Here is a 24,450-nt window from a genome sequence, read left to right on the forward strand (position 1 = left end):
CGGTGGGTGAGGAGGCGGGTGTGCGCACGTCGGCGAGCGCCTAGGGCGACGCCGAGCGTGCCCGCGCGTCGCCTCCCTTCCGGACTTTCACCGTCGGTCCAGGAGTTCCACCTGATCCACCGGCCGAGGCCGGGTCGCGGACTGTCACCGCCGGTTCGGAGTTGCACCGATCCCGGGACGCACGAGCTGATCGCTCGGCTCCATTGTGCCATCCGCCGGGTCCGCGCCGGGGGCCGACGGCGAGCGCGAGGGTCGCGGCGTCCTCAGCCGCCCCCGGCGGGCCTCCGCGCGGCTTCCGCCTGGGCGCGCAGGCGCGCGCAGGCGGCGGCCGGGTCCGCCGCGCCGTACACCGCACTGCCCGCCACGAAGGTGTCCGCGCCGGCCTCGGCGCAGCGTGCGATGGTCTGCTCGGACACCCCGCCGTCGACCTGCAGCCACACCTCGCCACCGTGCCGGTCGAGCAGCCGCCGAGCCCGAGCGATCTTGGGGACCACGACGTCGAGGAAGGCCTGGCCGCCGAACCCGGGCTCGACCGTCATGAGCAGGAGCATGTCGAGCTCGGGCAGCAGGTCCTCGTACGGCTCGACGGGGGTCGCCGGCTTCAGCGCCATCCCCGCCCGCGCACCGGTCGAGCGGAGCGCACGCGCGAGGCGGATGGGCGCGTGCGCGGCCTCGACGTGGAAGGTGACCGAGCCGGCGCCGGCCTCGGCGTAGGCGGGCGCCCAGCGGTCAGGGTCCTCGATCATCAGGTGGCAGTCCACCGGGACCGTCGTCGCGGCCAGCAGCGCCTGCACCACCGGCAGCCCGAGGGTGAGGTTGGGCACGAAGTGGTTGTCCATGACGTCCACGTGCAGCCAGTCGGCGGCGCCCTGGACGGCCGCCGCCTCGTCGGCCAGCCGCGCGAAGTCGGCCGACAGCATGCTCGGTGAGATGCGCACCCCCACGGCCGCGAGCCTATTGGGGCGGGATCCAGGTGTGCTCCAGGACGCGCGTCGAGATCGTGATGATCAGTGGGAAGGCGAGGACGATCCCGACCGCCGGGATGGCGATGCCGGAGTCGTTGAGCAGGAACCCGAGCACCATCGCGACCGTGAACGCCCACAGGCCGAAGCGCAGCGTCGGGACCTGCTCCATCGCCCGGGACAGCACCGGCGCGAGGTCGCGGGTCGGGGCGGGGCGCAGCAGCACCAGGACGAGGAAGGCCAGCGCGAACGGCACGACGATGCCGAGGCTGCTGCTCGTCAGCAGCGACAGGTTGGCGTCGATCTTGCGGTGCACCACGGGCCACAGCTGGCCGTCGAGCACCTGCTGGACGAAGCGCCCCAGGTGGGTGCGCTGCTCGGGGGGGCGCAGCCAGTCCAGGGTCGCGACGGCGGCGACGACGACCGCGCCGCCGAGCACGAGACCGGCCAGGCGCAGCCAGGTGACGCGCAGCCCGAGGACCCCGAGGACCAGCACCCCGAACGCCGGCGCGATCGCGAGCATCCCGCCGAAGTCGCTGCCGAAGCGCGGCAGCCCGTCCAGGAGGAGCGTCGCGGCGCCGATGGCGGACACCGCGACCGCGGCGGCGCGCCGGTGCCGGCGTCGCAGGAGCAGGTCGGCGACGACGACCGAGGAGAGCAGGGACGCGGTCACGAAGAGGGCGAAGGCGACGTTGCCGAAGCCGTACAGCCGCCCGGCCACGATCGGGGAGTAGCCCATGAGGCTCGCGGTCTGTAGCCGCCCGCCCGTCGCGATGTCCAGCGCGAGGCCGACGGCGGTGACCGCGGCCACGACCCCCGCCTCGCCGAGGATGCCGTCGGGACGCCGGGCGACCTGGGCGACCAGCGCGACGACGACCGCGATCCCGAGGACGAGGGCCGCCAGGGCCAGGTCGGCGTGCGGCCACCGCCACCACGGGAACAGGTTCGCGAGGAAGGTGGCGATCGGCACGGCGCCGCAGACGAGGGCGGCGAGGCCGGTGAAGCGCAGCAGCGGCGCCCGGCCGGGACTCGTCGGCGGCCGGCGGCGAAGGGCCAGCCCGGCGCTGACGTACAGCAGCAGCTGCAGCGGGACCAGCGCGGCGAAGAAGCGGGGCGTGACCCGCAGGTAGACCTCGATCTTGTGGGCGTAGGCGAGCAGGGCGTCGCGCCGGCGCTCGTACGGCCCGCCGTGCCCGGTCGGCTCGACGGGGGTGCCGACGAACTGCGGCGACTGCGGCAGGCCCACCAGCGCGAAGACGGTGGGGGTGATGTCGGTGAGCAGCACGAGGTCGTTCTGCCGGGTCGAGGAGGTGGTGAGCCCGCCGACGGGGATGCCCGGGCCGGCGAGCGCGAGCGCCTCCAGCTGGGGGGTCTCCGCGGCGTTGGCCAGCGACGCGGCGAGCACGGTGGCGTCGGGCGGGAGGACGCTCAGCACGTGCGAGAGCACCGCGTCGACGGCGCGGACCTGGGCCGCCTCGTCGGGCCGCCCAGCCCCGCGGGTGTCGACCGACCCGGCGTCGACCACGGTGAGCGGGCAGGCCGCGACGTCGGCGCCGGTCAGGGCCATGGGGTCGGGCAGGTAGCGCGCGATCGTGCCGTCACCGCGGGCCAGCGCCACGCCCGCGCCGGGCCCGGCGGCGGTGGCGCACCGGCCGGCGGCGGCCAGCGAGTCGCCGAGGAGGCCGAGGCGGGCCTGGTACGTCGACGCGGCGGCGTCCGCCTTCAGCCGGGCCCAGCCCACCACGCGGCCGTCGCTCACCTGCGGGGAGACCGGGCAGCCCTTCTCGGTGGTGCGCGACCCCGGGGGCTTGCGGCTGGCCGCGCTGCGCCTCGCGGAGGAGACGGTGAGCCAGCCGTCGATCGGGCACGTCGAGCGGTACACCGAGCGCACCGACAGCTGGGCCGTCGCGCCCGCCCGGGCGACCTGGGTCAGCGCGGGGGCGACGGAGGGCGTGGCGCTGCCCCACGTCACGCCCGGGATGCCGACGACGACGACCGGGCCCGGGGCCCGGCCCACCTCCGACTGCAGCGGGCTCGCGGCGTGGGCGGCGGCGAGCGGCCAGGCGGCGGCGAGGGCGGCGGCTCCGGCGAGCAGGCGTACGGCTCGCCGTCGTCCCGCCACGAGCGGGGAGTCTAGGTCGCGGGGAGCGCCCCGCCCGCTGTGCGAGGATGCGCCGCGTGCCGCCCGCCGCCGTGGTGATCCCCGCGTTCCGGGAGGCGACGCGGGTGGGGGCGACGGTACGCGCGGCCGCTGCGCTGCCCGGCGTGGAGCTGGTCGTGGTCGTCGACGACGCCTCGCCGGACGCCACAGCCGAGGTCGCGGCCGAGGCCGGGGCCGTGGTCCTTCGCCGGGCCGCCAACCGTGGCAAGGGGGGCGCGCTCGAGCTGGGCGTCGCCGAGGTCGACGTCCGGCTCGGGCCGGACGCCGAGCCGCTGGTCTTCCTCGACGCGGACCTGGAGGGCAGCGCGTCGGCGGCCGAGGCGCTCCTGGAGCCGGTCGTGGGCGGGGCGGCCGACCTCGCGATCGGCGTCCTCCCGCCGCAGCGACGCGAGGGCGGCGGACGCGGCTTCGTGGTGCGCCTGGCCCGGGACGGCATCGCCGAGGCGACCGGCTGGGCTCCGGAGCAGCCGCTGTCCGGGCAGCGCTGCCTCACGCGCGCGGCGTACCGGGCCGCCCTGCCCCTCGCCCACGGCTGGGGCGTCGAGGTCGGCATGACCATCGACCTGCTGCGGGCCGGTTTCCGTGTCGTCGAGGTGCCGGCCGACCTCCACCACCGGGTGAGCGGGGCCGGGCCGCGGGCCCAGGTGCACCGGGGCCAGCAGCACCTCGGGGTGTGGCGGGCGCTGCGCGCCCGAGGGGTCGGTCCGCGCGTGCCGCTCCCCCGCTGAACCCCCGCGCGACGACCCCGCCCCGAGCCCGCTGTCATGCACTTCGCAAAGGGGTCATTGTGAAACGCCTGACACGGGGTCAGCGACGGCGGAGGGCGGCGAGGTACATCGCGTCGGTGCCGTGCCGGTGCGGCCACAGCTGGGCGTCCGGCCCGTCGCCGACGTCGGGCACGCCCCTGAGGGCCGGGCGTACGTCCAGCTCCTCGACGTCCCCGCGTCGCAGCGCGTCCGCGACCACCTCGCGGGTCTCGGCGAGGACCGGCGAGCACGTCGCATAGACGACGACACCGCCCGGGCGGACCGCATCGACGGCGGCCGCGAGCAGGTCGCGCTGCAGGGCGGCCAGCGCCGGGACGTCCTCGGGCCGCCGTCGCCACCGCACCTCCGGCCGGCGGCGCAGCGCGCCCAGGCCGGTGCAGGGGGCGTCCACGAGGACGCGGTCGAAGCTGGCCGGATCCCACGGCCCCGCCCGCCCGTCCGCGACGGTGACCTCGGCCCGGCCGGCCACCGCCCGCCGGACCAGCTCGGCCCGGTGCGGCTGCACCTCGTTGGCGGTCAGCCGGGCGCCGCGCTCGCCGGCCAGCCCGGCCAGCAGGGCGGCCTTGCCGCCGGGGCCGGCGCACAGGTCCAGCCACCGCCGATCGGCGCCCTCCAGTGGCACGGCCGCCGCCGCGATCGCGACGAGCTGGCTGCCCTCGTCCTGGACCGCCGCCCGCCCGGCCCGGACCGCCGGGACGAGGGCGGGGTCGCCACCCGACGCGAGCACCACGGCGTACGGCGACCAGCCGGCCGCGCGCGCCCCGTCGACGTCGAGCAGTTCCTCGACCGCGCCCCGGCCCGGGCGGGCGACGAGGGTGACCGGCGGGCGTACGTCGTCGGCGGCCAGCGCGGCGGCGAGCTCGGGGTCCGACGCGTCGACACCCAGCGCCCGGGCGATCTCCTCGACGACCCATCGCGGATGGGCGTGGCGCAGGGCGAGGGTGTCCAGGGCGTCCCGGTCGCGGCTGAGAAGGTCGAGCCACTCGGCCTGGTCGTGCTCGGCAACCCGGCGCAGTACGGCGTTGACGAAGCGCGCCCGCCCCTCCCCGACCACCGCGCGCGCCAGCTCCACCGTGGCGCTGACTGCGGCGTGCGTGGGCACCCGCAGGGCGAGGAGCTGGTGGACCCCCAGGCGCAGGACCACGAGGACGGGGACGTCGACCTCGGCCAGCGGGCGGTCCACGCAGGCCGCCAGCACCGCGTCATAGGTGCCCTGCCCGCGCAGCGTGCCGTACGCGAGCTCGGTGGCGAATGCGGCGTCACGCCCGTACAGACCGCGCTCGCGCAGCAGCGCGGGCAGCGCCAGGTTGGCGTACGCGTCCTCGACGGCGACCGCGCGCAGCAGCGCGTAGGCGACCAGCCGCGGCTCGTCCGGACGCGGCCGGCCGCGCCTCGGCTGCCCTGGGTTACCCGACATCCCCGCGCTCGCGGCCGGTCTCGATGTCGGGTGACGCAGCTGACCCGCGCCCGGCGTCACGCCGCGCATCGGCAGCACGCTGCGCGTCGGCGTCGCCGAGGCGCTCGCCGGGCAGCGGCCGGACCCCGCGGGCCCAGGCGGCGGCGTCCATCGCCCGTTTGCCCTGCGGGACCACCTCGCCGAGCGCGACGGCGTACGAACCGGTGCCGACGTGGACCTGCTGTCGACCCACCAGCAGCTCACCCGCTGCGAGGGTCGGCCCCGGGGCGACGCGTACCGGTCCGAGGCGCACCCGCTCGCCGCGGAACGTCGTCCACGCACCGGGCGCCGGCGTACACGCCCGGACCTGCCGGTCGACGCGAAGCGCCGGCGCGCGCCAGTCGACGCGGGCGTCCTCGGGGGTGAGCTTCGGGGCGAGCGAGACCCCCTCGGCCGGCTGGGGACGCGCGACGAGGGTGCCGTCCTCGATCCCGTCGAGGGTGCGCACGAGCAGGGCCGCACCGCTGACCGCCAGCCGCGCGAGCAGGTCGCCGCTGGTGTCGGTGGGCCGGATCGCCTCGGTGACCAGACCGTACGTCGGCCCGGTGTCCAGCCCCTCCTCGAGCCGGAAGGTCGTGGCGCCGGTGACCTCGTCGCCCGCGAGCACCGCGTGCTGCACCGGCGCCGCCCCGCGCCACGCCGGGAGCAGCGAGAAGTGCAGGTTCACCCAGCCGTGCGACGGGATCTCCAGCGCCGCGGGCGGCACGAGGGCGCCGTACGCCACCACCGGGCAAGCGTCCGGCGCGAGGGCGCGCAGCTCGTCCAGGAACTGCGGGTCCCGCGGACGGGTCGGCTTGAGGACATCGAGCCTGGCCTCCTCCGCGAGGCGGGCGACGGGCGAGGCGGTCAGCCGCCGGCCGCGCCCCGACGGCGCGTCGGGCCGGGTGACGACGGCCACCACGTCGTGGCGGGAGTCGAGCAGCGCGCGCAGGGAGGGCAGGGCCGGCTCGGGCGTACCGGCGAAGACGACCCGCACGGGTCCTACAGCGCCCGGCCGTCGGTGTTGTGCGGGCTCAGCCGGACGGTGACCGACTCGCCCCACCACTCCGCCTCGCGGATGGCCTTCATCGCCGCCTTGCGGGCGTCGCGGTCGAGCCGGTCCACGAACAGGATCCCGTCGAGATGGTCGGTCTCGTGCTGGATGCAGCGCGACTTCAGCGCCGTGCCCTCGATGACGACGGGGTCGCCGTACATGTTGAACCCCTTCGCGACCACGCCGTACGCCCGCTTGGTGTCGAAGGCCAGCCCCGGGATCGACAGGCAGCCCTCCTCGCCCTCCTGCTCCTCGTCGGAGAGGTCGAGGTCGGGGTTGACGAGGTGCCCGAGCTCGTCGTCGACCCAGTACGTGAACACACGCAGGGAGACCCCGATCTGCGGCGCGGCGAGGCCGACGCCGGGGGCGTCCTGCATGGTCTCGGTGAGGTCGGCGACGAGCTGGCGCAGCTCCTTGTCGAAGTCGACCACCGGCTCGGCGGGGGTGCGCAGCACCGGGTCGCCGAACAGGCGGATCGGCTGGATCATGGCGCCGATTCTACGGGCGCCCATCGACCCCCCCACGTGTGGCGGGACGCACGTCACTCCGGCCCCGCCGAGTCACGTCGACCCCCCCACTTGTGGCGGGATCCACGTCACTCCGACCCCGCCGAGTCACGTCGACCCCTCCACTTGTGGCGGGATGCACGTCACTCCGACCCCGCCGAGTGACGAAGACCCCGCCACAAGTGGGGCAGGAGGTGGGGGGTTGGGTCCCGTCCGTGCCGCGGGTCAGGCGGGTTCGGCCGCGGCCCTAGTGACCGCGGGGGGCGAGCAGGCCCTCGGCGACGAGGTGGGCCCGCAGCCGGTCGGCGTCCACGAACCGATACGCCCGAAAGCCCAGCGCCGCCGCCGCGGCGACGTTGCGCTCGACGTCGTCGACGTACACGGTCCGCTCCGGCACCACGCCGTGCCGCTCGACGAGGACGGCGAACAGCGCCGGGTCGGGCTTGGCCAGCCCCTCCTCCCCCGACACCACGACCGCCTCGAAGCCGGCGAGGAAGCCCAGGCTCGGTCGCACCAAGGGGAACAGCTCGGCGGACCAGTTGGTGAGGGCGAGCAGGCGTACGCCTCGCGCCCGAAGCTCGGCCACGACCGCGACGCTCTCGGGCATCGGCCCGCCCACGCTCTGCGGGAAGCGCGCGGGATAGGCCGCGATCGCCTCGGCGCGGTGGGGGTGCCGGGCGGCGTGCTCGGCGACGGCCTCCGCCCAGGGCCGGCCGGCGTCCTGGGCGTGGTTCCACTCCGCGAAGCCGATCTCGTCGAGGAACGCGTCGACGTCCTCACCCTCGTCCAGGACCTGCGCGAAGAGCAGCCGCGGGTCCCAGTGCACGAGCACCCCGCCCAGGTCGAAGACCACCGTGTCCGGGGCTTCGCGGTCCGGCGCTGCGTCGTCCGGGGCTGCGCGGTCCGGGGCTGCGCGGTCCAGGGCTTCGCCGCCCGGGGCTGCGGGGTCCGGGTTCGCACCGCTCGGGGCAGCGCCGGGTGCGAGGGGGTCACTCACCTCGCCGACCCTAACGGCGCCGCGCCGCCACGCGACGGGTCCCGCGACCGTGCCCGCGACACGGCAAGGAATGAGCACTTCCGTGGCCGTCGGGAGCTCGTCCGGTCCGGAGACTGCTCATCCTGTACGCCGTCCCCGCGCCGGTCGCTCTCCGTACGCCGTCCCGCGCCGATCGCTCAACGACACCGGTCGGTCCCCGGCTCAGGCGAGGTCGGCCGGGTCGATGCGGACGCGAACCGGCCCGCTCGTCTCCGCCGCCTTGCGGGCCGAGCGGACCCCCTGCGCGGCGTGCAGCGCGGAAGCGAGGGCGAGCCCGTCGTGCCGCGGGGTCCTGATCAGCAGGCGCACCCGCTGCTCCCCCTCGCCTGCCTCCAGAGCCTGCGGGCCGAGCACCTCCGCGGAGTCCGGGAGGTGGGCGGCCTCGAGCAGCTCCTCGGTCGCCGCCGGGCTGCCCGTGACCTCGGCCAGCCGGGCGGCCGGCGGGAAGCGCACCGCCTCGCGGTCGTCGAGCTCACGGGCGGCGGCCCACCACGGGTCCCACCGCAGCAGCGCCTGCACCGGGCGGCGCGCGGAGTCGGCGAGGACGACGACCAGCCCGCCGGCACCGGCTGGACGTACCAGCGCCGCCGCGTTGAGCCAGCGGCGCAGCGCCTCCTCCCCCGCGCGCAGGTCGGCGCGCTCGAGCAGCGCCCACCCGTCCAGCAGCAGGGCGGCGGCGTAGCCGGTGTCCGCGACCGGCTCGGCCCCAGGGGTGGCCACCACCAGCGCCGGGTCGGCGGGCACGGTGGCCCGGACGCCGTCCCGCCCCGACGTGATCACCGGTACCCCCGGGAAGGCCCGCCCCAGCTCCTCCGCGGTGCGGACGGCACCGACCACCTGGGCCCGGAAGCGGTCGCCCCCGCACTCCGGGCAGCGCCAGCCGCCGGCGGGCCGCGCGCACCAGCGGCACTGCGCGATGGCGTGGCCGGACGTCAGCGTCAGCGGCCCCCCGCAGTGCGCGCAGCGGGCCGGCTCGCGGCAGCGCGCGCAGGCCAGCGTCGGCAGGTACCCCCGACGGGGCACCTGGACGAGGACCGGCCCGCTGCGCAGCGCGTCGTGCGCGGTCCGCCAGGCCAGCGCGGGCAGCCGGGCGCTGCGGGCTGCCTCGTCCCGGGCCAGCTCGGCGTCGCCACCGGCGGCGCGCACCCTCGGCGCGTCGCGCCGGTGGTCCTGCGCGACGATCGGGTGGGCCCAGCCGGAGACGTTCAGCTGCTGGCCCTCCGCGGTGACGGCGTACCCGCCCACGAGCAGCGCGCAGCCCTCCAGCTCCGAGCGCAGGGCGAGGATCTCGCGGACGTGGGGGTACGGCGCGTGCGGCTCGGCGTGCAGGTCGTCGCCGTCGTCCCAGACGACGGCGAGCCCGAGGTCGCGGACCGGCGCGAAGGCCGCCGCCCGCGTCCCCAGCACGACGCGGACGTGCCCGCGGCGCACGGCGAGGAACCGCCGGTAGCGCTCCGCGGGCCCGAGGTCGGCGGTCAGCTGGACGTGACCGCCCGGGCCCACGACGGCGTCGAGCGCCGGTGCCAGCCGCGCCACGTCACGGGCGTCGGGGACGACCAGCAGGGCACCGCGCCCGGCGGTACGTGCGGCCGCGACCGCGCCCGCCAGCGCGTCGGCCACCGCGGCGCCCGGTCCTGGCGCCGCGCTCCACACCGCTCGCGCCGGGAGGGCGCCGGCAACGGCCCGGAGGAAGGCCGGCCCGTTGCGGTACGCCGCCCACGGCCCCGGCCCGGCCGCGAGCGGCAGCTCCTCGCCGGGCGTGGGCGCCTCGGGCGCCACGCCCGCCTCGGCGCGGGCGTGGCGCGGCGGGACGGCCAGGCGAAGGACGTCGGCCAGCGTGCCGGCGTACCGGTCGGCCACCGCCCGGGCCAACCGGGCGATCTCCGGGGCCAGCACGGGGTCCGCCGAGACGACCTTGCTCAGCCGGGACAGCCGGCCCGGGTGCTCGGACCCCGTGGCGCGCTCGAGCACCCAGCCGTCGACGAGGCGGCCGGCGAAGCGGACCCGTACGCGGGTCCCCGGCACCGCCGTCTCGGCCATCGCCTCGGGGACCTCGTAGTCGAACGGGCGGTCCAGGTGCGGCAGCGGCACGTCGACCGCCACCCGCGCGACCGGCAGCGGATCGCGCACTGCCGGCTCGCCCAACGCATCCCCGGCTGGCCCCGCCTCGCCCATCGGCGATGTCACGGGGGTCCCGGCAGTGCTTCGCTCACCGCTGGCTCGCGCGGACCGCCGACTCCCTCACGTCGGCAGTCTGCCCGACGGGCCTGACGCCCCCGGCCCGCTGTCCACACCCCCCGACCCTCTCCGACTGGTGGCGGGCTCTACGTCACTCGACTGCCAAGGAGTGACGTGCAACCCGCCACAAGTCGGGGGGAGAGAGGTCAGGCGCCGACGGCGGCGCGCAGGGCCTCGACGCGGTCGGTGCGCTCCCAGGTGAAGTCGGGCAGCTCGCGGCCGAAGTGGCCGTAGGCGGCGGTCTGCGCGTAGATCGGGCGCAGCAGGTCGAGGTCGCGGATGATCGCGGCGGGACGCAGGTCGAAGACGTCGGTGACGGCCCGCTGGATCTCCAGGTCCGGCAGCGCGCCGGTGCCGAAGGTCTCGACGAACAGCCCCACCGGGTGCGCCTTTCCGATGGCGTAGGCCACCTGGACCTCGCAGCGGCGGGCCAGGCCGGCGGCGACGACGTGCTTGGCGACCCAGCGCATGGCGTACGCCGCCGAGCGGTCCACCTTCGACGGGTCCTTGCCCGAGAAGGCGCCGCCGCCGTGGCGGGCCATGCCCCCGTAGGTGTCCACGATGATCTTGCGTCCGGTGAGGCCGGCGTCGCCCATCGGGCCGCCGATCTCGAAGCGGCCGGTCGGGTTCACCAGCAGGCGGTAGCCCTCGCTGTCGATCTCCAGCCCGGCGAGCTCCGGGTCGACGACGTACTCCTGGATGTCCGGGGCCAGCAGCGTTGCCAGGTCGATGTCACCGGCGTGCTGGGTGGACACCACGACGGTGTCGAGGCGTACCGGACGGTCGCCGTCGTACTCGATGGTGACCTGGGTCTTGCCGTCCGGGCGCAGGTAGGGGATGGTCCCGGCCTTGCGCATCTCGGAGAGCCGGCGCGCCAGCCGGTGGGCCAGCGCGATGGGCAGGGGCATGAGCTCGGGGGTGTCCGAGGTGGCGTACCCGAACATCAGGCCCTGGTCACCCGCTCCCTGCCGGTCCAGCGGGTCGTGCGAGCCCTCGCTTCGCTCCTCGTAGGCGTCGTCGACACCCTGTGCGATGTCCGGCGACTGGGAGCCGATGGACACGGACACGCCGCAGGACTGACCGTCGAACCCCTTCTTCGAGGAGTCGTAGCCGATATCGAGGATGCGCTCGCGCACGATCGTCGGGATGTCGGCCCATCCCTCCGTGGTCACCTCGCCGGCCACGTGCACCAGGCCGGTGGTCACGAGCGTCTCGACCGCGACCCGGCTCCTCGGGTCCTCCTTGAGCAGGGCGTCGAGGATGGAGTCGCTGATCTGGTCGGCGATCTTGTCCGGGTGACCCTCGGTGACGGACTCCGAGGTGAACAGGCGTCGGGACACGTGTCGGCTCCAGGAAAGGTCGGGGGATCGGCGAGCCAGTCTAGCCAGCGGAAGTGACGTCGCCGACCACGGCGGGGGCGCGTCACCCCTGCGGGGGACCCTCCCGCCAGACCCGGTCAACGGCGTCCCACACAGCGTCACCGAGGGCCTCCTTCGGCCCGAACGGCACCGGGACCGCCGACCCGTCCGCCCCGAGGATGACCGCCGCGTTGTCGGAGGACTCGAAGCCGCGCCCGTCGGAGACGTCGTTGACCACGAGCAGGTCGCAGCCCTTGCCGGCGAGCTTCGCCCGGCCGTGGGCCAGCACGTCCGCCGACTCGTCGCCGGTCTCCGCGGCGAAGCCGACGACGACCTGGCCCGCGGCCCGGCCAGCGACTAGCTCGGCGAGCACGTCGGCCGTGCGCTCGAGGACCAGCGGAGGTGGGTCGCCGGCGTCCGACTTCTTGATCTTCGAGGCCGTGTACGTCGCCGGCCGGAAGTCCGCGACCGCCGCCGCCATCACCACCGCGTCGGCGCCGACGGCGGCGCCCAGCACCGCGGCCCGAAGCTCCTCGGCCGTGCCCACCCGGACCACCTTCGCGCCCGCGGGGTCCTCCAGCGCGACGTTGGCCGCGACCAGCGTGACCTCCGCGCCGCGCGCGGCCGCGGTCCGCGCCAGCGCCCACCCCTGGCGCCCGCTGCTGCGGTTGCCGAGGAAGCGCACCGGGTCGAGCGGCTCACGCGTCCCGCCGGCCGACACGACGACACGGCGTCCGGCGAGGTCGGGGCCGGCGTGGCCGCGTGCGAGCACCCGCAGCGCCACCGCGAGGATCTCCTCCGGCTCCGGCAGCCGGCCGGCACCGGAGTCCGCCCCGGTGAGCCGGCCCACGGCCGGCTCGATCACGACGACACCGCGCTCGCGCAGCGTGGCGACGTTGTCGCGCGTGGCCGGGTGCTCCCACATTTCGGTGTGCATCGCCGGGGCCATGACGACCGGGCAGCGCGCCGTCAGCAGGGTGGCGGTGAGCAGGTCGTCGGCCATCCCGTGCGCGGCGCGGGCCAGTAGGTCGGCGGTGGCGGGTACGACGAGCACGAGGTCGGCGCGCTGCCCTAGCCGTACGTGCGGGACGTCGTGCACGTCCGCCCAGACCTCGCTCGCCACCGGCTGGCCCGACAGCGCTGCCCAGGTGGGCGCCCCCACGAACCGCAGCGCCGCGCGTGTCGGGACGACCCGCACCTCGTGGCCGGACTCGGTCAGCCCCCGCAGCACCTCGCACGCCTTGTACGCGGCGATGCCGCCGCTCACGCCCAGGACGACGCGCTGGGCCGGGCGCTCGGGGTCCATACGGGCAAGCGTCCCACGCCGCGCCCGGGGAGTACGCCCCGTCACGCCGAAGGCGCTGGGCGAGCGGCGGGTCAGTCCTCCGACGGAGGCTCGACGTGCTCCAGGGTCAGCAGGCCGGCGTTGATCTCGCGCAGGGCCACCGAGAGCGGCTTCTCCTGGACGTGGGTCTCGACGAGCGGGCCGACGTACTCGAGCAGGCCCTCGCCGAGCTGGCTGTAGTAGGCGTTGATCTGGCGGGCGCGCTTGGCGGCGTACAGAACCAGGCCGTACTTGTTGTCGACGGCGTCCAGGAGCTCATCGATCGGCGGCTCGGTGATGCCCTCGGGGCGGGCGATGGTGCCGGACAAGGGTGGGCCTTCCTGCGGACGGGCGGGGGACGTCTCAGCCGGTGACGCCCATCAAGGCTACCAGCCGGCTGCAGACGGCCTCGACGTCGTCGTTGACCAGCGTGACGTCGAACTCCGAGGCGGCGGCGAGCTCGCGCGTCGCGACCTCCAGGCGGCGGGCGATGACGTCGGCCGGCTCGGTGCCGCGTCCGGTCAGCCGCTCGACGAGGACGTCCCACGACGGCGGGGTGAGGAAGACGAACAGGGCCTCCGGACGTACGGCCCGGACCTGGCGGGCCCCCTGCAGCTCGATCTCCAGGATCACCGGGGTCCCCGCGGCGAGACGCTCCTCGACGGGACGGCGGGGCGTGCCGTAGCGGTGGCCGGCGAACTCCGCCCACTCGAGGAACTCCCCCGCCGCCACCATCTGCGCGAAGCGATCGGGGGTGACGAAGGAGTACGTCTGCCCGTCGACCTCGTCCGGGCGCGGCGCGCGGGTCGTGGCCGACACCGACAGCCAGATCTCCGGGTGCCGGGCGCGCAGGTGCGCCACCACGGTGCTCTTCCCGACCCCGGAGGGGCCGGAGAGGACGGTCAGCCGCGCCGGCCGCCGCTTCTCCTCCGCGTCAGCTGCCGCCACCGAACTCCCGCTCGAGCGCGGCCACCTGGTTCGTGCCGAGTCCGCGGACCCGACGCGACTCGGAGATCTGCAGGCGCTCCATGATCTGGGAGGCGCGGACCTTGCCGACCCCCGGCATCGACTCCAGGAGCGCCTTGACGCGCATCTTGCCGATGACGTCGTCCCCCTGGCCGTCGTGGATCACGTCGGCGAGGGAGGCGCCCGAGTGCTTGAGCCGGTTCTTGACCTCGGCCCGCGCCCGCCGGGCGGCCGCCGCCTTCTCCAGGGCCGCGGTGCGCTGCTCGGGAGTCAGCTCGGGAAGAGCCATCGGACCACCTCGGGACGGGCGGTGAGCACCGCAGCGACAGGGTGGCCCGAACCTAGCCAAGCCCTCCGCGCCACTGCAACGCGCCCCAGACCCTGGCCACGCGTGGGCCGGAGCGCGCCTACCGGCGGGTCAGGACGTCGGCGAGCTGGGCGGCCGAGCGGTCGGCGGCCTCCCGAAGCGCCGCGACCGACGGTCCGGCGCGCAGCACGTCCCGGCTGGTCGAGACGACGACGCGCGGCAGGGCCGCGCCGAAGACTCGGGCGAGGTCCGCGGCGGTGCCCCCCTGCGCCCCGAAGCCGGGCGCGAGCAGGGGGCCGTTGACCCGCGTCAGGTCGTACGCCGTCTCGCCCACCGTCGCCCCGACCACGGCGCCGAAGGACCCGAGCGGGGAGGCGCCCGCGTTGAGCGCCGCCAGGTGGTCGAGCACGGTGCCGGCGACGGTACGTCCGTCGGCACCGTGGGCGCCCTGCACCTCCGGGCCTTCGGGGTTCGAGGTCAGCGCGAGGACGAACACGCCGGCCCCGGTGGAGGCGGCCAGGTCGAACGCCGGCTGCAGCGAGCCGAAGCCGAGATAGGGGCTGAGCGTGACCGCGTCGGCGGCCAGGGGCGAGGAGGGGTCGAGGTAGGCCGACGCATAGGCCTGCATCGTCGACCCGATGTCGCCGCGCTTGACGTCGAGCAGCGCGAGGGAGTCGGTGCCCCGGATGTCGGCCAGCGTGCGCTCCAGAGCCGCGATCCCCGCGCTGCCGTGGCACTCGAAGAACGCCGACTGCGGCTTGAGGACGGCCACCCGGCCGGCGAGGGCCTCGACGACGGTCCGGGCGAAGCGCTCGGCCCCCGCCGCGGAGCGCGGCAGCCCCCACGCGTCGAGCAGGCCGGCGTGCGGGTCGATCCCCACGCAGAGCGCGCCGAAGCGCTCCAACCGCTGGTGCAACCGCTCCCCGAAGGCCTGACTCACCCCTCGGCTCCCGCACCCTCACCCTCGTCGGGCGCCGCACCGACCGCGAGACCCTCGCCCCGGTGGGCGTACCCGATCGCCTCGGACAGCTTGCCGAAGCCGTGCTCGGCGAGGGCCCGGCGCAGCTCGGCGGACACCCGGGCGACCGCCGACGGGTCGTGGAAGACCACCGTGCCGACCGAGACCGCCGAGGCGCCGGCCAGCACGAACTGGAGGGCGTCGAGGCCGCTCCAGATCCCGCCCATGCCCAGGATCGGGACGTCGGGGAGCGCGGCGTGCACCTGCCACACGCAGCGCACCGCCAACGGCCGGATCGCCGGGCCCGACAGCCCGCCGGTGACGCCGGCGAGGGCCGGTCGCAGCGTGTCGGTGTCGATGACCATCCCGAGGGAGGTGTTGATCATCGACAGCCCGTCGGCGCCCGCGTCGACCACCGCCCGGGCCACCGCGACGATGTCCGTGACGTCCGGGCTCAGCTTGGCCAGCACGGCTACGCCGGGCGCCGTCGAGCGACGGACCCCGTGCACGACCTGGGCCGCCGCCGCCGGGTCGCACGCGAACACCTGCCCGCGGTCCTCGACGTTGGGGCAGGAGATGTTGACCTCGACGCCGGCCACGCCGTCCGCCAGGCGCAGCCGCTGGGCCAGCTTGACGTACTCCTCGACGCTGCTGCCGGCGATGGACACCACCGTGCGCACACCGCGCTGGCGCAGCCAGGCGAGGTCCTTGTCGACGAACGCCTCGATCCCGGGGCCCTGCAGCCCGATCGAGTTGAGCATCCCGCTCGGTGTCTCGGCCATCCGCGGCGTCGGCCGACCCGACCGCGGCTTCAGCATCACCGACTTGGTGACCACCGCGCCGATGGCCGTGAGGTCGACGAAGGGCTCGAGCTCGCGCCCGGCCGCGGCGCAGCCCGAGGCCGTGAGCACCGGGTCGGGGAGCAGCAGCGGGCCGAGCGAGGTGGACATGTCGACGTCGGGCAGGGCGGCGCCCGACTCGGCCGGCCGGGTCAGCCGCATCCTGGTCATGAGGTGCTCCCGCCGACCGCGGCGCCGGCCCGGAACCGCTCGGCGCCGCCGTCGGCCACCGGCGCCCCGAGGGCGTCCGCGGGCACCGTCCCGATGTCGTCCCAGCGCACCAGGTCCCCGTTGAAGACCGGCCCGTCCGTGCACGAGCGGACCATGCGGGTAACCCCGTCCTCGCCGATCACCGGCAGCACGCAGGTCATGCACACGCCGACGCCGCAGGCCATCGCCTCCTCGACGGCGCACTGGCTGTGGGCGCCGTAGGCGTGGGCCACCCGGGCGACCGCGGCGAGCATCGGCATCGGCCCGCACGCGTAGACGACGTCCGAGGCGTTGCGCGCGAGCATCGCCGGCAGCACGTCGGTGACCAGCCCGCGCTCCCCCGTCGAGCCGTCCTCGGTGGTGATCGCGACCTGCGTGGAGATCCGCTTGGCGTCCAGCGCCCCGAACAGCTTCGCATCCGTGGCCGCGCCGATGACGAAGTCCACGCGGCAGCCGCGCGCCCGCAGCTGCTCGGCCAGGGTGAACAGCGGCGCGGCGCCATACCCACCGCCGACCAGCGTCGCCGTCACCACCTCGCGCGGGAGCGCGAACGGGTGCCCGAGCGGCCCCACGACGTCGACCGGGTCGTGCGCGCGCAGGTCCGCCAGCCAGCGGGTGCCCGGCCCCTTGGGCGCGATGACGAGCTCGACGGTGCCGCCGTATACGCCGCGCTCGGCGACCCGGTAGATCGAGAACGCGCGGCGCAGCAGCATCGAGGTGTTCTCACCGCCGACGGCGAGCGCCACGAAGTGGCCCGGACGGGAGACCTCGGCGATCCCGGGCGCGACGAGGGTGAGCAGGTGGTAGGCCCCGACCCTGCGGTTGGACAGGACCTCGCCGCGCACCTGGACCGGTGCCATCGACCAGCTCTCCCCTCAGTCCTCGTCCACGGGTCGACCACCGTTTCGCTCCGAGTCCCTGAGGTCGCTTCGCTCCGAGCCCCGGAGGTCCCGACCGTACTCCTGCAGCGAGCGGACCCCCACCTCACCCCGGAGCATCGCCTCGATGCCCAGGACCGCAGCGGACAGCCCCTGGATGGTGGTCAGGCTGGGGACTCCCCGGCGCACCGCGGCGGTGCGCAGCTCGTAGCCGTCGAGGCGGGCGCCGACGCCGTACGGCGTGTTCACGACGAGCGCGATGTCCCCTGCGAGGATCTGCTGGACGGCGTCGAGGGTGCCGTCATCGGGCTGGAAGTGCTTGCGGACGACGGTGACCGGGATGCCCGCGCGTCGGAGCACGTCGGCCGTCCCGGAGGTCGCGAGCACCTCGAAGCCGAGGTCGGCGAGCGCCTTCACCGGGAAGAGCATCGCGCGCTTGTCGCGGTTCGCCACGGACACGAACGCCCGGCCGGACGTGGGCAGTCCGCCGGCGTAGGCCGCGAGCTGGGATTTCGCGAACGCCGTCCCGAAGGCGGGATCGATGCCCATGACCTCGCCGGTCGAGCGCATCTCCGGACCGAGGACGGTGTCGACGCCGTGGAAGCGCCCGAAGGGAAGGACCGCCTCCTTGACCGAGGTTGGGGCGTCCGGAGGGACGTCGGCGCCGTCCCCCTCGGCCGGCAGGAGGCCCTCCTCCCGCAGCTGGGCGATGGTCGCGCCGGCCATGATGCGGGCGGCGGCCTTCGCCAGCGGCACCGCCGTGGCCTTGGAGACGAACGGCACGGTGCGCGAGGCGCGCGGGTTCGCCTCGAGGACGTAGAGCACGTCGGAGGCCAGGGCGTACTGGACGTTGAGCAGCCCGTGCACGCCGACGCCCCGGGCGATCTGCTCGGTGGAGCGCCGGATCCGGGCGATGTCTCCCCGGCCCAGCGTGATCGGCGGCAGGGCGCACGCGGAGTCGCCGGAGTGGATCCCGGCCTCCTCGATGTGCTCCATCACCCCGCCCAGATAGAGGTCGGTCCCGTCGAAGAGCGCGTCGACGTCGATCTCGAGGGCGTCGTCGAGGAAGCGGTCGACGAGCACCGGCCGGTCCGGGCCGATCTCGGTGGCCCGCCCGAGGTAGTCGGCCAGCATCGCCTCGTCGTACACGATCTCCATCCCGCGTCCACCCAGGACGTAGCTCGGCCGCACGAGCACGGGGTAGCCGATGGCGTCGGCGATCGCCTTGGCCTCCTCGAAGGTGTGCGCGGTCCCGAAGCGCGGCGCCGGCAGGCCGGCGGCGAGCAGCACCTGGCCGAAGGCCCCCCGGTCCTCGGCGAGGTGGATGGAGCCGGGCGAGGTCCCGACGATCGGCACCCCCTCGGCCTCCAGGGCGCGGGCGAGCCCGAGGGGGGTCTGCCCGCCGAGCTGCACCACGACCCCGGCGACCGGACCGGCCACGGACTCGGCGTGGAAGACCTCGAGGACGTCCTCGAGGGTGAGCGGCTCGAAGTACAGCCGGTCGCTGGTGTCGTAGTCGGTCGACACCGTCTCCGGGTTGCAGTTGACCATGACGGTCTCGTACCCGGCCTCGCTGAGCGTCATCGCCGCGTGGACGCAGGAGTAGTCGAACTCGATGCCCTGCCCGATTCGGTTGGGCCCGCTGCCCAGGATCAGCATCGCCGGCCGGGTGCGGGGGGCGACCTCGGTCTCCTCGTCGTAGGAGGAGTAGTGGTACGGCGTGCGGGCGGCGAACTCCGCCGCGCAGGTGTCGACGGTCTTGTAGACCGGGCGGACGCCGAGCCCGTGGCGCATGCCACGTACCTCGGCCTCGGTCGTCCCGCGCAGCTGCGCGATCTGGCGGTCTGAGAAGCCGTGGCGCTTGGCCAGGCGGAGCAGGTCGGCGTCCAGCTCTTCGGCGGCGCGGACCTGCTCGGCGACCTCTTCGACGAGGGCCAGCTGGTCGAGGAACCAGGGGTCGATCGCCGTCGCCTCGGCGAGGGCCTCGATGCTCGCTCCGGCCCGCAGCGCCTGGTGCACCAGCGCGAGCCGCCCGTCGCGCGGTACCCGGATCTGCTCGAGCAGATCCTCCAGCGCGCCCGGCGGCTGCTCCCAGGAGAACACCGCATCCGGCTTCTCCAGCGATCGCAACGCCTTCTGGAGCGCCTCGGTGAAGCACCGGCCGATCGCCATCGCTTCGCCGACGGACTTCATCGTCGTGGTCAGCGTCGCGTCCGCCTGGGGGAACTTCTCGAACGCGAAGCGCGGGACCTTGACGACGATGTAGTCCAGGGTCGGCTCGAAGGACGCGGGAGTCTCGCGCGTGATGTCGTTGGGGATCTCGTCGAGGGTGTAGCCGACCGCGAGCCGGGCCGCGATCTTGGCGATCGGGAAGCCGGTGGCCTTCGACGCGAGCGCCGAGGAGCGTGAGACGCGCGGGTTCATCTCGATCACGATGAGTCGCCCGCTGAGCGGGTCGACGGCGAACTGGATGTTGCAGCCTCCGGTGTCGACGCCGACCGCACGGATGATGTCGATCGCCACGTCGCGCATGCGCTGGTACTCGCGGTCGGTGAGGGTGAGCGCCGGCGCGACCGTGATCGAGTCGCCGGTGTGCACGCCCATCGGGTCGAGGTTCTCGATCGAGCAGACGACGACGACGTTGTCGGCGCGGTCGCGCATGAGCTCGAGCTCGTACTCCTTCCAGCCGAGGATCGACTCCTCCAGGAGCACCTCGGTGGTCGGGCTGGCCTGCAGGCCGGCACCGGCGATGCGGCGCAGGTCGCTCTCGTCGTACGCCATCCCGCTGCCGGCCCCGCCCATCGTGAACGACGGGCGGACCACAACGGGGTAGCCGAGGCTCTCCACCGCCTCGAGGCAGTCGGCCATCGTGTGGCAGATCGCGCTGCGAGCCGACTCCGCGCCCACCGAGTCGACGATCTCCTTGAACGCCCGGCGGTCCTCACCGCGGCGGATCGCATCGACGTCCGCCCCGATCAGCTCGACCCCGAACTTCTCCAGCACCCCGCGCTCGTGCAGCGCCATCGCGGTGTTCAGTGCGGTCTGCCCGCCGAGGGTCGCCAGCAGGGCGTCCGGCCGCTCCCGCTCGATGATCTTCTCGACCACCTCGGGCGTGATCGGCTCGACGTAGGTGGCGTCAGCGAACTCCGGGTCGGTCATGATCGTGGCGGGGTTGCTGTTGACGAGGATCACCCGCAGGCCCTCGGACCGCAGCACCCGGCACGCCTGGGTCCCCGAGTAGTCGAACTCCGCGGCCTGCCCGATGACGATCGGCCCGGAGCCGATGACCAGGACGCTCGACAGATCCGTGCGACGCGGCATCAGTCGGCCCTCCCCGCCACCGGCTCGCGCGTTCGCATCAGGTCGGCGAAGCGGTCGAACAGGTACCCCGCGTCGTGCGGGCCGGCCGCCGCCTCCGGGTGGTACTGCACCGAGAAGGCGGGCGCGTCGAGCAGCGCGAGTCCCTCGACGACGCCGTCGTTGAGGTTGACGTGGCTGACGAAGGCGCGGCCGTACGGCGTCTCGAACGGCGTGCCGTCGGCCGGGGCGTCGACCGCGAACCCGTGGTTGTGCGCGGTGACCTCGACCCGGCCCGTGGTGCGGTCCTGCACGGGCTGGTTGATGCCCCGGTGGCCGTACCGCAGCTTGTACGTCCCCAGGCCGAGCGCGCGCCCGAGCACCTGGTTGCCGAAGCAGATGCCGAAGGTCGGGACCCCCGCGTCGAGCGCGGCGCGCGCGAGGGCGACGGCGTGGTCGGCCGTCGCCGGGTCCCCGGGCCCGTTGGAGAGGAAGACGCCGTCAGCGCCGATCGCGAGCAGCTCCTCCGGGGTGGACGTCGCTGGCACCACGTGCACCTCGATGCCCCGCTGCGCCATCCGGTGCGGCGTCATCGCCTTGATGCCGAGGTCCACCGCCACGACAGTGAAGCGCCGCTCGCCCAGGGCCGGGACGACGTAGGCCTGCCGCGTGGTCACCTGCGCGGTGAGGTCGGCCCCCTCCATCATCGGGGACTCCAGGACGCGCCCCAGCAGCGCATCGGCGTCGGCGGTCACCGACGAGACACCGACGCGCATCGCGCCGCGATCGCGCAGGTGGCGGGTCAGCGCCCGGGTGTCGATGCCGCTGATGCCGACGACACCCTGGCTGGCCAGCTCCTCGTCGAGGCTGCGCCGGGACCGCCAGCTCGACGGGCGACGGGCGGGGTCGCGGACGACGTAGCCGCTGACCCAGATCCGCGCCGACTCGGGGTCCTCGTCGTTGACGCCGGTGTTGCCGATGTGCGGGGCGGTCATCACGACGACCTGACGGTGGTAGCTCGGGTCGGTCAGCGTCTCCTGGTAGCCGGTCATGCCGGTGGCGAAGACCGCCTCGCCGAAGGTCTCCCCGACCGCGCCGTACGCCCGCCCGCGGAAGGTCCGCCCGTCCTCGAGGACCAGCAGGGCTGCGCTCACGCGAGGCTCCCGTCGAGGACGGTCGGGGTGCCGCGCAGGAAGGTCGCCACGACGCGGGCCGGCAGCTCGCGCCCGGCGTAGGGCGTGTTTCTGCTGCGGCTGGCCAGCGCCTCGGGGCGCACCGTGACCCTGGCCGCCGGGTCGACCAGCGTGAGGTTGGCGGGCTCCCCCGCCGCGACCGGGCGCCCGTGGCCGGGCAAGCGCCCGATCCGGGCCGGCCGCAGGGACATCCGGTCCGCGACCCCCGCCCAGTCGAGCAGCCCCGTCGTGATCATCGCCTCGGCGACGACGCCGACGGCGGTCTCCAGCCCGAGCATCCCGAAGGCCGCCGCGGCCCACTCGCAGTCCTTGTCCTCGACGGCGTGCGGGGCGTGGTCGGTGGCCACCGCGTCGATCGTGCCGTCAGCGAGGGCGAGGCGCAGCGCCTCCACGTCGGCCTTGGTGCGCAGCGGCGGGTTCACCTTGTAGGTCGGGTCGTACGTCGTCGCGAGCTCGTCGGTCAGCAGCAGGTGGTGCGGGGTGACCTCGGCCGTGACGTCGATGCCGCGGGCCTTGGCCCAGCGCAGGATGTCGACCGTCCCCGCCGTGGACACGTGGCAGACGTGCAGGCGGGAGCCGACGTGCTCGGCGAGCAGGACGTCGCGGGCGACGATCGCCTCCTCCGCCACGGCCGGCCAGCCCTTCAGGCCGAGGACTCCGGACAGGACGCCCTCGTTCATCTGGGCGTCCTCGGTCAGCCGCGGCTCCTGCGCGTGCTGGGCGACGACCCCGTCGAAGGCCTTGACGTACTCCAGCGCCCGGCGCATGAGCAGGGCGTCGCTGACGCAGTGCCCGTCGTCGGAGAAGACGCGTACGCGCGCCGCCGAGTCGGCCATCGCCCCCAGCTCGGCGAGGCGCTGCCCCTGCAGGCCGACGGTCACGGCGCCGACCGGCTGCACGTCGGCGTGCCCGGCCTCCCGGCCCAGCCGCCACACCTGCTCGACGACGCCCGCGGTGTCGGCCACCGGGTCGGTGTTGGCCATCGCGTGGACCGCCGTGAAACCACCGAGGGCGGCCGCCCGGGTGCCCGTCTCCACGGTCTCGGCGTCCTCGCGACCCGGCTCGCGCAGGTGGGTGTGCAGGTCCACGAGGCCCGGCAGGAGGACGAGCCCCTCGGCGTCGACGACGGTGGCACCCGCCCTGCTGACCCGCGTGCCGACCTCGGCGACGACCCCGTCCTCGACGAGGACGTCGGCCGCCTCGCCGCCGAGGATGCGTGGCCCGCGCAGCACGTACGCGCTCACTCGGCCACCCCCGGCTGCTCGCCGATGGCGGGTTGGGCTCCCCCGAGCAGCAGGTAGAGCACGGCCATTCGCACGCTGACGCCGTTGGTGACCTGCTCCACGATGACCGACCGCGAGCCGTCGGCGACCTCGGCGGAGATCTCCATCCCCCGGTTCATCGGGCCGGGGTGCAAGACGATCGCGTGGTCCGGCAGGGTCGCCGCGCGGGTCGCGTCGAGGCCGTAGCGGCGCGCGTACTCGGCAGCGCTCGGGAAGAACCCGCCCCCGCCGGGGTCCATGCGTTCGCGCTGGACCCGCAGCATCATCACGGCGTCGCTCTTGGGCAGGGCCGCGTCGAGGTCGTAGGTCACCGTGCACGGCCAGGAGTCCACCCCGACCGGCAGCAGGGTCGGCGGGGCGACGAGAGTGACGTCGGCCCCGAGCAGGTGCAGCAGCTTGACGTTGGAGCGGGCCACCCGGCTGTGCAGGACGTCGCCCACGATGGCCACCCGGCGGCCGGCCAGGTCGCCGGTGCCGCCGGCGAGGTGGCGGCGCAGCGTGAAGGCGTCGAGCAGCGCCTGCGTCGGGTGCTCGTGGGTGCCGTCGCCGGCGTTGACGACCACGCCGTTGATCCATCCGGAATGCGCCAGCCGGTGCGGCGCGCCGCTCGCGTGGTGGCGGACCACGACGGCGTCGGCCCCCATCGCCTCGAGGGTGAGCGCGGTGTCCTTGAGCGACTCGCCCTTGGACACGCTGGAACCCTTGGCGGAGAAGGTGATGACGTCCGCCGAGAGGCGCTTCGCGGCTGCCTCGAAGGAGATCCGGGTACGCGTGGAGTCCTCGAAGAACAGGTTGACGACGGTGCGCCCGCGCAGCGTCGGAAGCTTCTTGACCGGGCGGTCGGCGAGACGGGCGAGCTCGTCGGCGGTGTCGAGGACCAGGACCGCGTCGTCGTGGGTGAGGTCGTCGACGCTGACCAGGTGGCGGGTCATCGGGCGGCTCCGGTGTCCGGCAGCGGGTGGGCGGACTCGATGAGGACGGCGTCGGCGCCGTCGGTGCCGGCCAGCCGGACGTGCACGGACTCGGCAAGGGAGGTCGGCAGGTTCTTGCCGACGTAGTCGGCGCGGATCGGCAGCTCGCGGTGCCCCCGGTCGACGAGCACGGCGAGCTGGACGCCGCGCGGGCGGCCCAGGTCGTCGAGGGCGGTCAGCGCCGCGCGGACGGTACGTCCGGAGAACAGCACGTCGTCGACGAGCACGACGACCCGCCGGTCCACCCCCTCGGGCGGCACCGTCGTGGGCAGCAGCGGACGAGCGGGCCGCAGCCGCAGGTCGTCCCGGTACATGGTGACGTCGAGGCTGCCGACCCCGACCGCTCGCCCCTCGACCTCGGCGATGCGCTCGCCGAGCCGGGCGGCGAGCTCCACGCCGCGGGTGGGGATGCCGAGCAGGACGAGGTCGTCGGAGCCGCGGTTGCGCTCGAGGATCTCGTGGGCGATGCGGGTGAGCGCGCGCTGGATATCGGCGGCGTCGAGGACCTCGCGGCTGGCGACGGCTGTCTCGGCACCGGGCGCGGGCGTGCCTGGGCACATGGGGCGGCTCCTTCCCCGCCTCGCGGGACGGGTCGTTAAAGGAGGTCGTGCAGGGCCGTGGCCAACCTACCAGCGGCCGGCCCCGTTGGGCCGAAGGGGTTCAGCCGAACGTACCGTTGCAGCTCGTGACTGTTGACGACCAACCGT

The 24,450-nt window shown here is 75.1% G+C and carries 21 protein-coding genes and 1 riboswitch; of the genes, 1 reads left to right on the plus strand and 20 read right to left on the minus strand.

Annotation, left to right across the window (positions count from 1 at the left end; all coding sequences use genetic code 11):
• Positions 1–61: 61 nt before the first annotated feature.
• Positions 62–185, minus strand: a riboswitch (FMN riboswitch).
• Between the two features lie 78 nt (positions 186–263).
• Positions 264–944 carry a ribulose-phosphate 3-epimerase gene (rpe, locus tag VMI11_12625; GenBank protein HTY73252.1) on the minus strand — a complete coding sequence of 227 codons (681 nt, stop codon included), beginning with the start codon at positions 942–944 and terminating at the stop codon, positions 264–266.
• 10 nt (positions 945–954) lie between these two features.
• Entirely contained in the window at positions 955–3,084 is a 2,130-nt protein-coding gene (locus VMI11_12630; protein ID HTY73253.1) for a hypothetical protein, read from the minus strand.
• A gap of 56 nt (positions 3,085–3,140) precedes the next feature.
• On the opposite strand from VMI11_12630, the gene VMI11_12635 reads away from it, so the two are divergent.
• Complete coding sequence (locus VMI11_12635; protein HTY73254.1) at positions 3,141–3,851, plus strand: glycosyltransferase; 711 nt, start codon at positions 3,141–3,143, stop codon at positions 3,849–3,851.
• Positions 3,852–3,930: 79 nt separating this feature from the next.
• On the opposite strand, the gene VMI11_12640 is transcribed toward VMI11_12635, so the two are convergent.
• The 18 genes from VMI11_12640 to pyrR all read right to left on the minus strand — a co-directional run bounded on the left by VMI11_12640 (position 3,931) and on the right by pyrR (position 24,303).
• A complete protein-coding gene (locus VMI11_12640; protein HTY73255.1) occupies positions 3,931–5,307 on the minus strand; it encodes a transcription antitermination factor NusB in 1,377 nt (458 codons plus the stop codon).
• Positions 5,297–6,322, minus strand: coding sequence for a methionyl-tRNA formyltransferase (fmt, locus tag VMI11_12645; protein ID HTY73256.1), 1,026 nt, complete (start codon positions 6,320–6,322; stop codon positions 5,297–5,299). Before fmt ends, VMI11_12640 begins: the two co-directional genes overlap by 11 nt.
• Before the next feature lie 5 nt (positions 6,323–6,327).
• Positions 6,328–6,867, minus strand: coding sequence for a peptide deformylase (gene def / locus VMI11_12650; protein HTY73257.1), 540 nt, complete (start codon positions 6,865–6,867; stop codon positions 6,328–6,330).
• Between the two features lie 265 nt (positions 6,868–7,132).
• Positions 7,133–7,882 (minus strand): HAD family phosphatase, encoded by a 750-nt coding sequence (locus VMI11_12655; GenBank protein ID HTY73258.1) that lies wholly within the window; start codon positions 7,880–7,882, stop codon positions 7,133–7,135.
• A gap of 201 nt (positions 7,883–8,083) precedes the next feature.
• The gene (locus VMI11_12660) at positions 8,084–10,051 is read right to left on the minus strand and encodes a primosomal protein N' (GenBank protein ID HTY73259.1); all 1,968 of its coding nucleotides are present in this window, start codon (positions 10,049–10,051) and stop codon (positions 8,084–8,086) included.
• A 254-nt stretch (positions 10,052–10,305) separates the two neighbouring features.
• Entirely contained in the window at positions 10,306–11,499 is a 1,194-nt protein-coding gene (gene metK, locus VMI11_12665; protein ID HTY73260.1) for a methionine adenosyltransferase, read from the minus strand.
• Positions 11,500–11,581: 82 nt separating this feature from the next.
• On the minus strand, positions 11,582–12,823 hold the full coding sequence (coaBC, locus tag VMI11_12670) for a bifunctional phosphopantothenoylcysteine decarboxylase/phosphopantothenate--cysteine ligase CoaBC (GenBank protein ID HTY73261.1): 1,242 nt from the start codon (positions 12,821–12,823) through the stop codon (positions 11,582–11,584).
• Positions 12,824–12,894: 71 nt separating this feature from the next.
• Positions 12,895–13,170 (minus strand): DNA-directed RNA polymerase subunit omega, encoded by a 276-nt coding sequence (gene rpoZ, locus VMI11_12675; GenBank protein HTY73262.1) that lies wholly within the window; start codon positions 13,168–13,170, stop codon positions 12,895–12,897.
• Positions 13,171–13,204: 34 nt separating this feature from the next.
• Positions 13,205–13,789 (minus strand): guanylate kinase, encoded by a 585-nt coding sequence (gmk, locus tag VMI11_12680; protein ID HTY73263.1) that lies wholly within the window; start codon positions 13,787–13,789, stop codon positions 13,205–13,207.
• Positions 13,776–14,096 carry an integration host factor, actinobacterial type gene (gene mihF / locus VMI11_12685; GenBank protein HTY73264.1) on the minus strand — a complete coding sequence of 107 codons (321 nt, stop codon included), beginning with the start codon at positions 14,094–14,096 and terminating at the stop codon, positions 13,776–13,778. Before mihF ends, gmk begins: the two co-directional genes overlap by 14 nt.
• Positions 14,097–14,214: 118 nt before the next feature.
• Positions 14,215–15,054, minus strand: a complete 840-nt coding sequence (gene pyrF / locus VMI11_12690) for an orotidine-5'-phosphate decarboxylase (protein HTY73265.1) — start codon at positions 15,052–15,054, stop codon at positions 14,215–14,217.
• A complete protein-coding gene (locus VMI11_12695; protein ID HTY73266.1) occupies positions 15,051–16,082 on the minus strand; it encodes a dihydroorotate dehydrogenase in 1,032 nt (343 codons plus the stop codon). The genes pyrF and VMI11_12695 overlap by 4 nt, the downstream gene beginning before the upstream one ends.
• Positions 16,079–16,981 (minus strand): dihydroorotate dehydrogenase electron transfer subunit, encoded by a 903-nt coding sequence (locus VMI11_12700; protein HTY73267.1) that lies wholly within the window; start codon positions 16,979–16,981, stop codon positions 16,079–16,081. The genes VMI11_12695 and VMI11_12700 overlap by 4 nt, the downstream gene beginning before the upstream one ends.
• A gap of 15 nt (positions 16,982–16,996) precedes the next feature.
• Positions 16,997–20,320, minus strand: coding sequence for a carbamoyl-phosphate synthase large subunit (gene carB / locus VMI11_12705; protein ID HTY73268.1), 3,324 nt, complete (start codon positions 20,318–20,320; stop codon positions 16,997–16,999).
• Positions 20,320–21,450: a glutamine-hydrolyzing carbamoyl-phosphate synthase small subunit gene (gene carA / locus VMI11_12710; protein HTY73269.1), complete on the minus strand. Its 1,131-nt coding sequence runs from the start codon at positions 21,448–21,450 to the stop codon at positions 20,320–20,322. Before carA ends, carB begins: the two co-directional genes overlap by 1 nt.
• Positions 21,447–22,733 (minus strand): dihydroorotase, encoded by a 1,287-nt coding sequence (locus VMI11_12715; GenBank protein HTY73270.1) that lies wholly within the window; start codon positions 22,731–22,733, stop codon positions 21,447–21,449. The genes carA and VMI11_12715 overlap by 4 nt, the downstream gene beginning before the upstream one ends.
• The gene (locus VMI11_12720) at positions 22,730–23,704 is read right to left on the minus strand and encodes an aspartate carbamoyltransferase catalytic subunit (GenBank protein ID HTY73271.1); all 975 of its coding nucleotides are present in this window, start codon (positions 23,702–23,704) and stop codon (positions 22,730–22,732) included. The genes VMI11_12715 and VMI11_12720 overlap by 4 nt, the downstream gene beginning before the upstream one ends.
• Positions 23,701–24,303, minus strand: a complete 603-nt coding sequence (pyrR, locus tag VMI11_12725; GenBank protein HTY73272.1) for a bifunctional pyr operon transcriptional regulator/uracil phosphoribosyltransferase PyrR — start codon at positions 24,301–24,303, stop codon at positions 23,701–23,703. Before pyrR ends, VMI11_12720 begins: the two co-directional genes overlap by 4 nt.
• Positions 24,304–24,450: the final 147 nt, after the last annotated feature.

Source organism: Actinomycetes bacterium (assembly GCA_035506535.1).
In the GTDB taxonomy this organism is placed as follows: Bacteria; Actinomycetota; Actinomycetes; order DATJPE01; family DATJPE01; genus DATJPE01.

Coding starts and splice junctions, on each gene's coding strand:
- VMI11_12640 (HTY73255.1), bottom strand. CDS start 5,307: ATGTCGGGTAACCCAGGGCAGCCGAGGCGCGGCCGGCCGCGTCCGGAC.
- def (HTY73257.1), bottom strand. CDS start 6,867: ATGATCCAGCCGATCCGCCTGTTCGGCGACCCGGTGCTGCGCACCCCC.
- coaBC (HTY73261.1), bottom strand. CDS start 12,823: ATGGACCCCGAGCGCCCGGCCCAGCGCGTCGTCCTGGGCGTGAGCGGC.
- mihF (HTY73264.1), bottom strand. CDS start 14,096: ATGGCTCTTCCCGAGCTGACTCCCGAGCAGCGCACCGCGGCCCTGGAG.
- VMI11_12695 (HTY73266.1), bottom strand. CDS start 16,082: ATGACCAGGATGCGGCTGACCCGGCCGGCCGAGTCGGGCGCCGCCCTG.
- VMI11_12700 (HTY73267.1), bottom strand. CDS start 16,981: ATGGCACCGGTCCAGGTGCGCGGCGAGGTCCTGTCCAACCGCAGGGTC.
- carB (HTY73268.1), bottom strand. CDS start 20,320: ATGCCGCGTCGCACGGATCTGTCGAGCGTCCTGGTCATCGGCTCCGGG.
- VMI11_12720 (HTY73271.1), bottom strand. CDS start 23,704: ATGACCCGCCACCTGGTCAGCGTCGACGACCTCACCCACGACGACGCG.
- pyrR (HTY73272.1), bottom strand. CDS start 24,303: ATGTGCCCAGGCACGCCCGCGCCCGGTGCCGAGACAGCCGTCGCCAGC.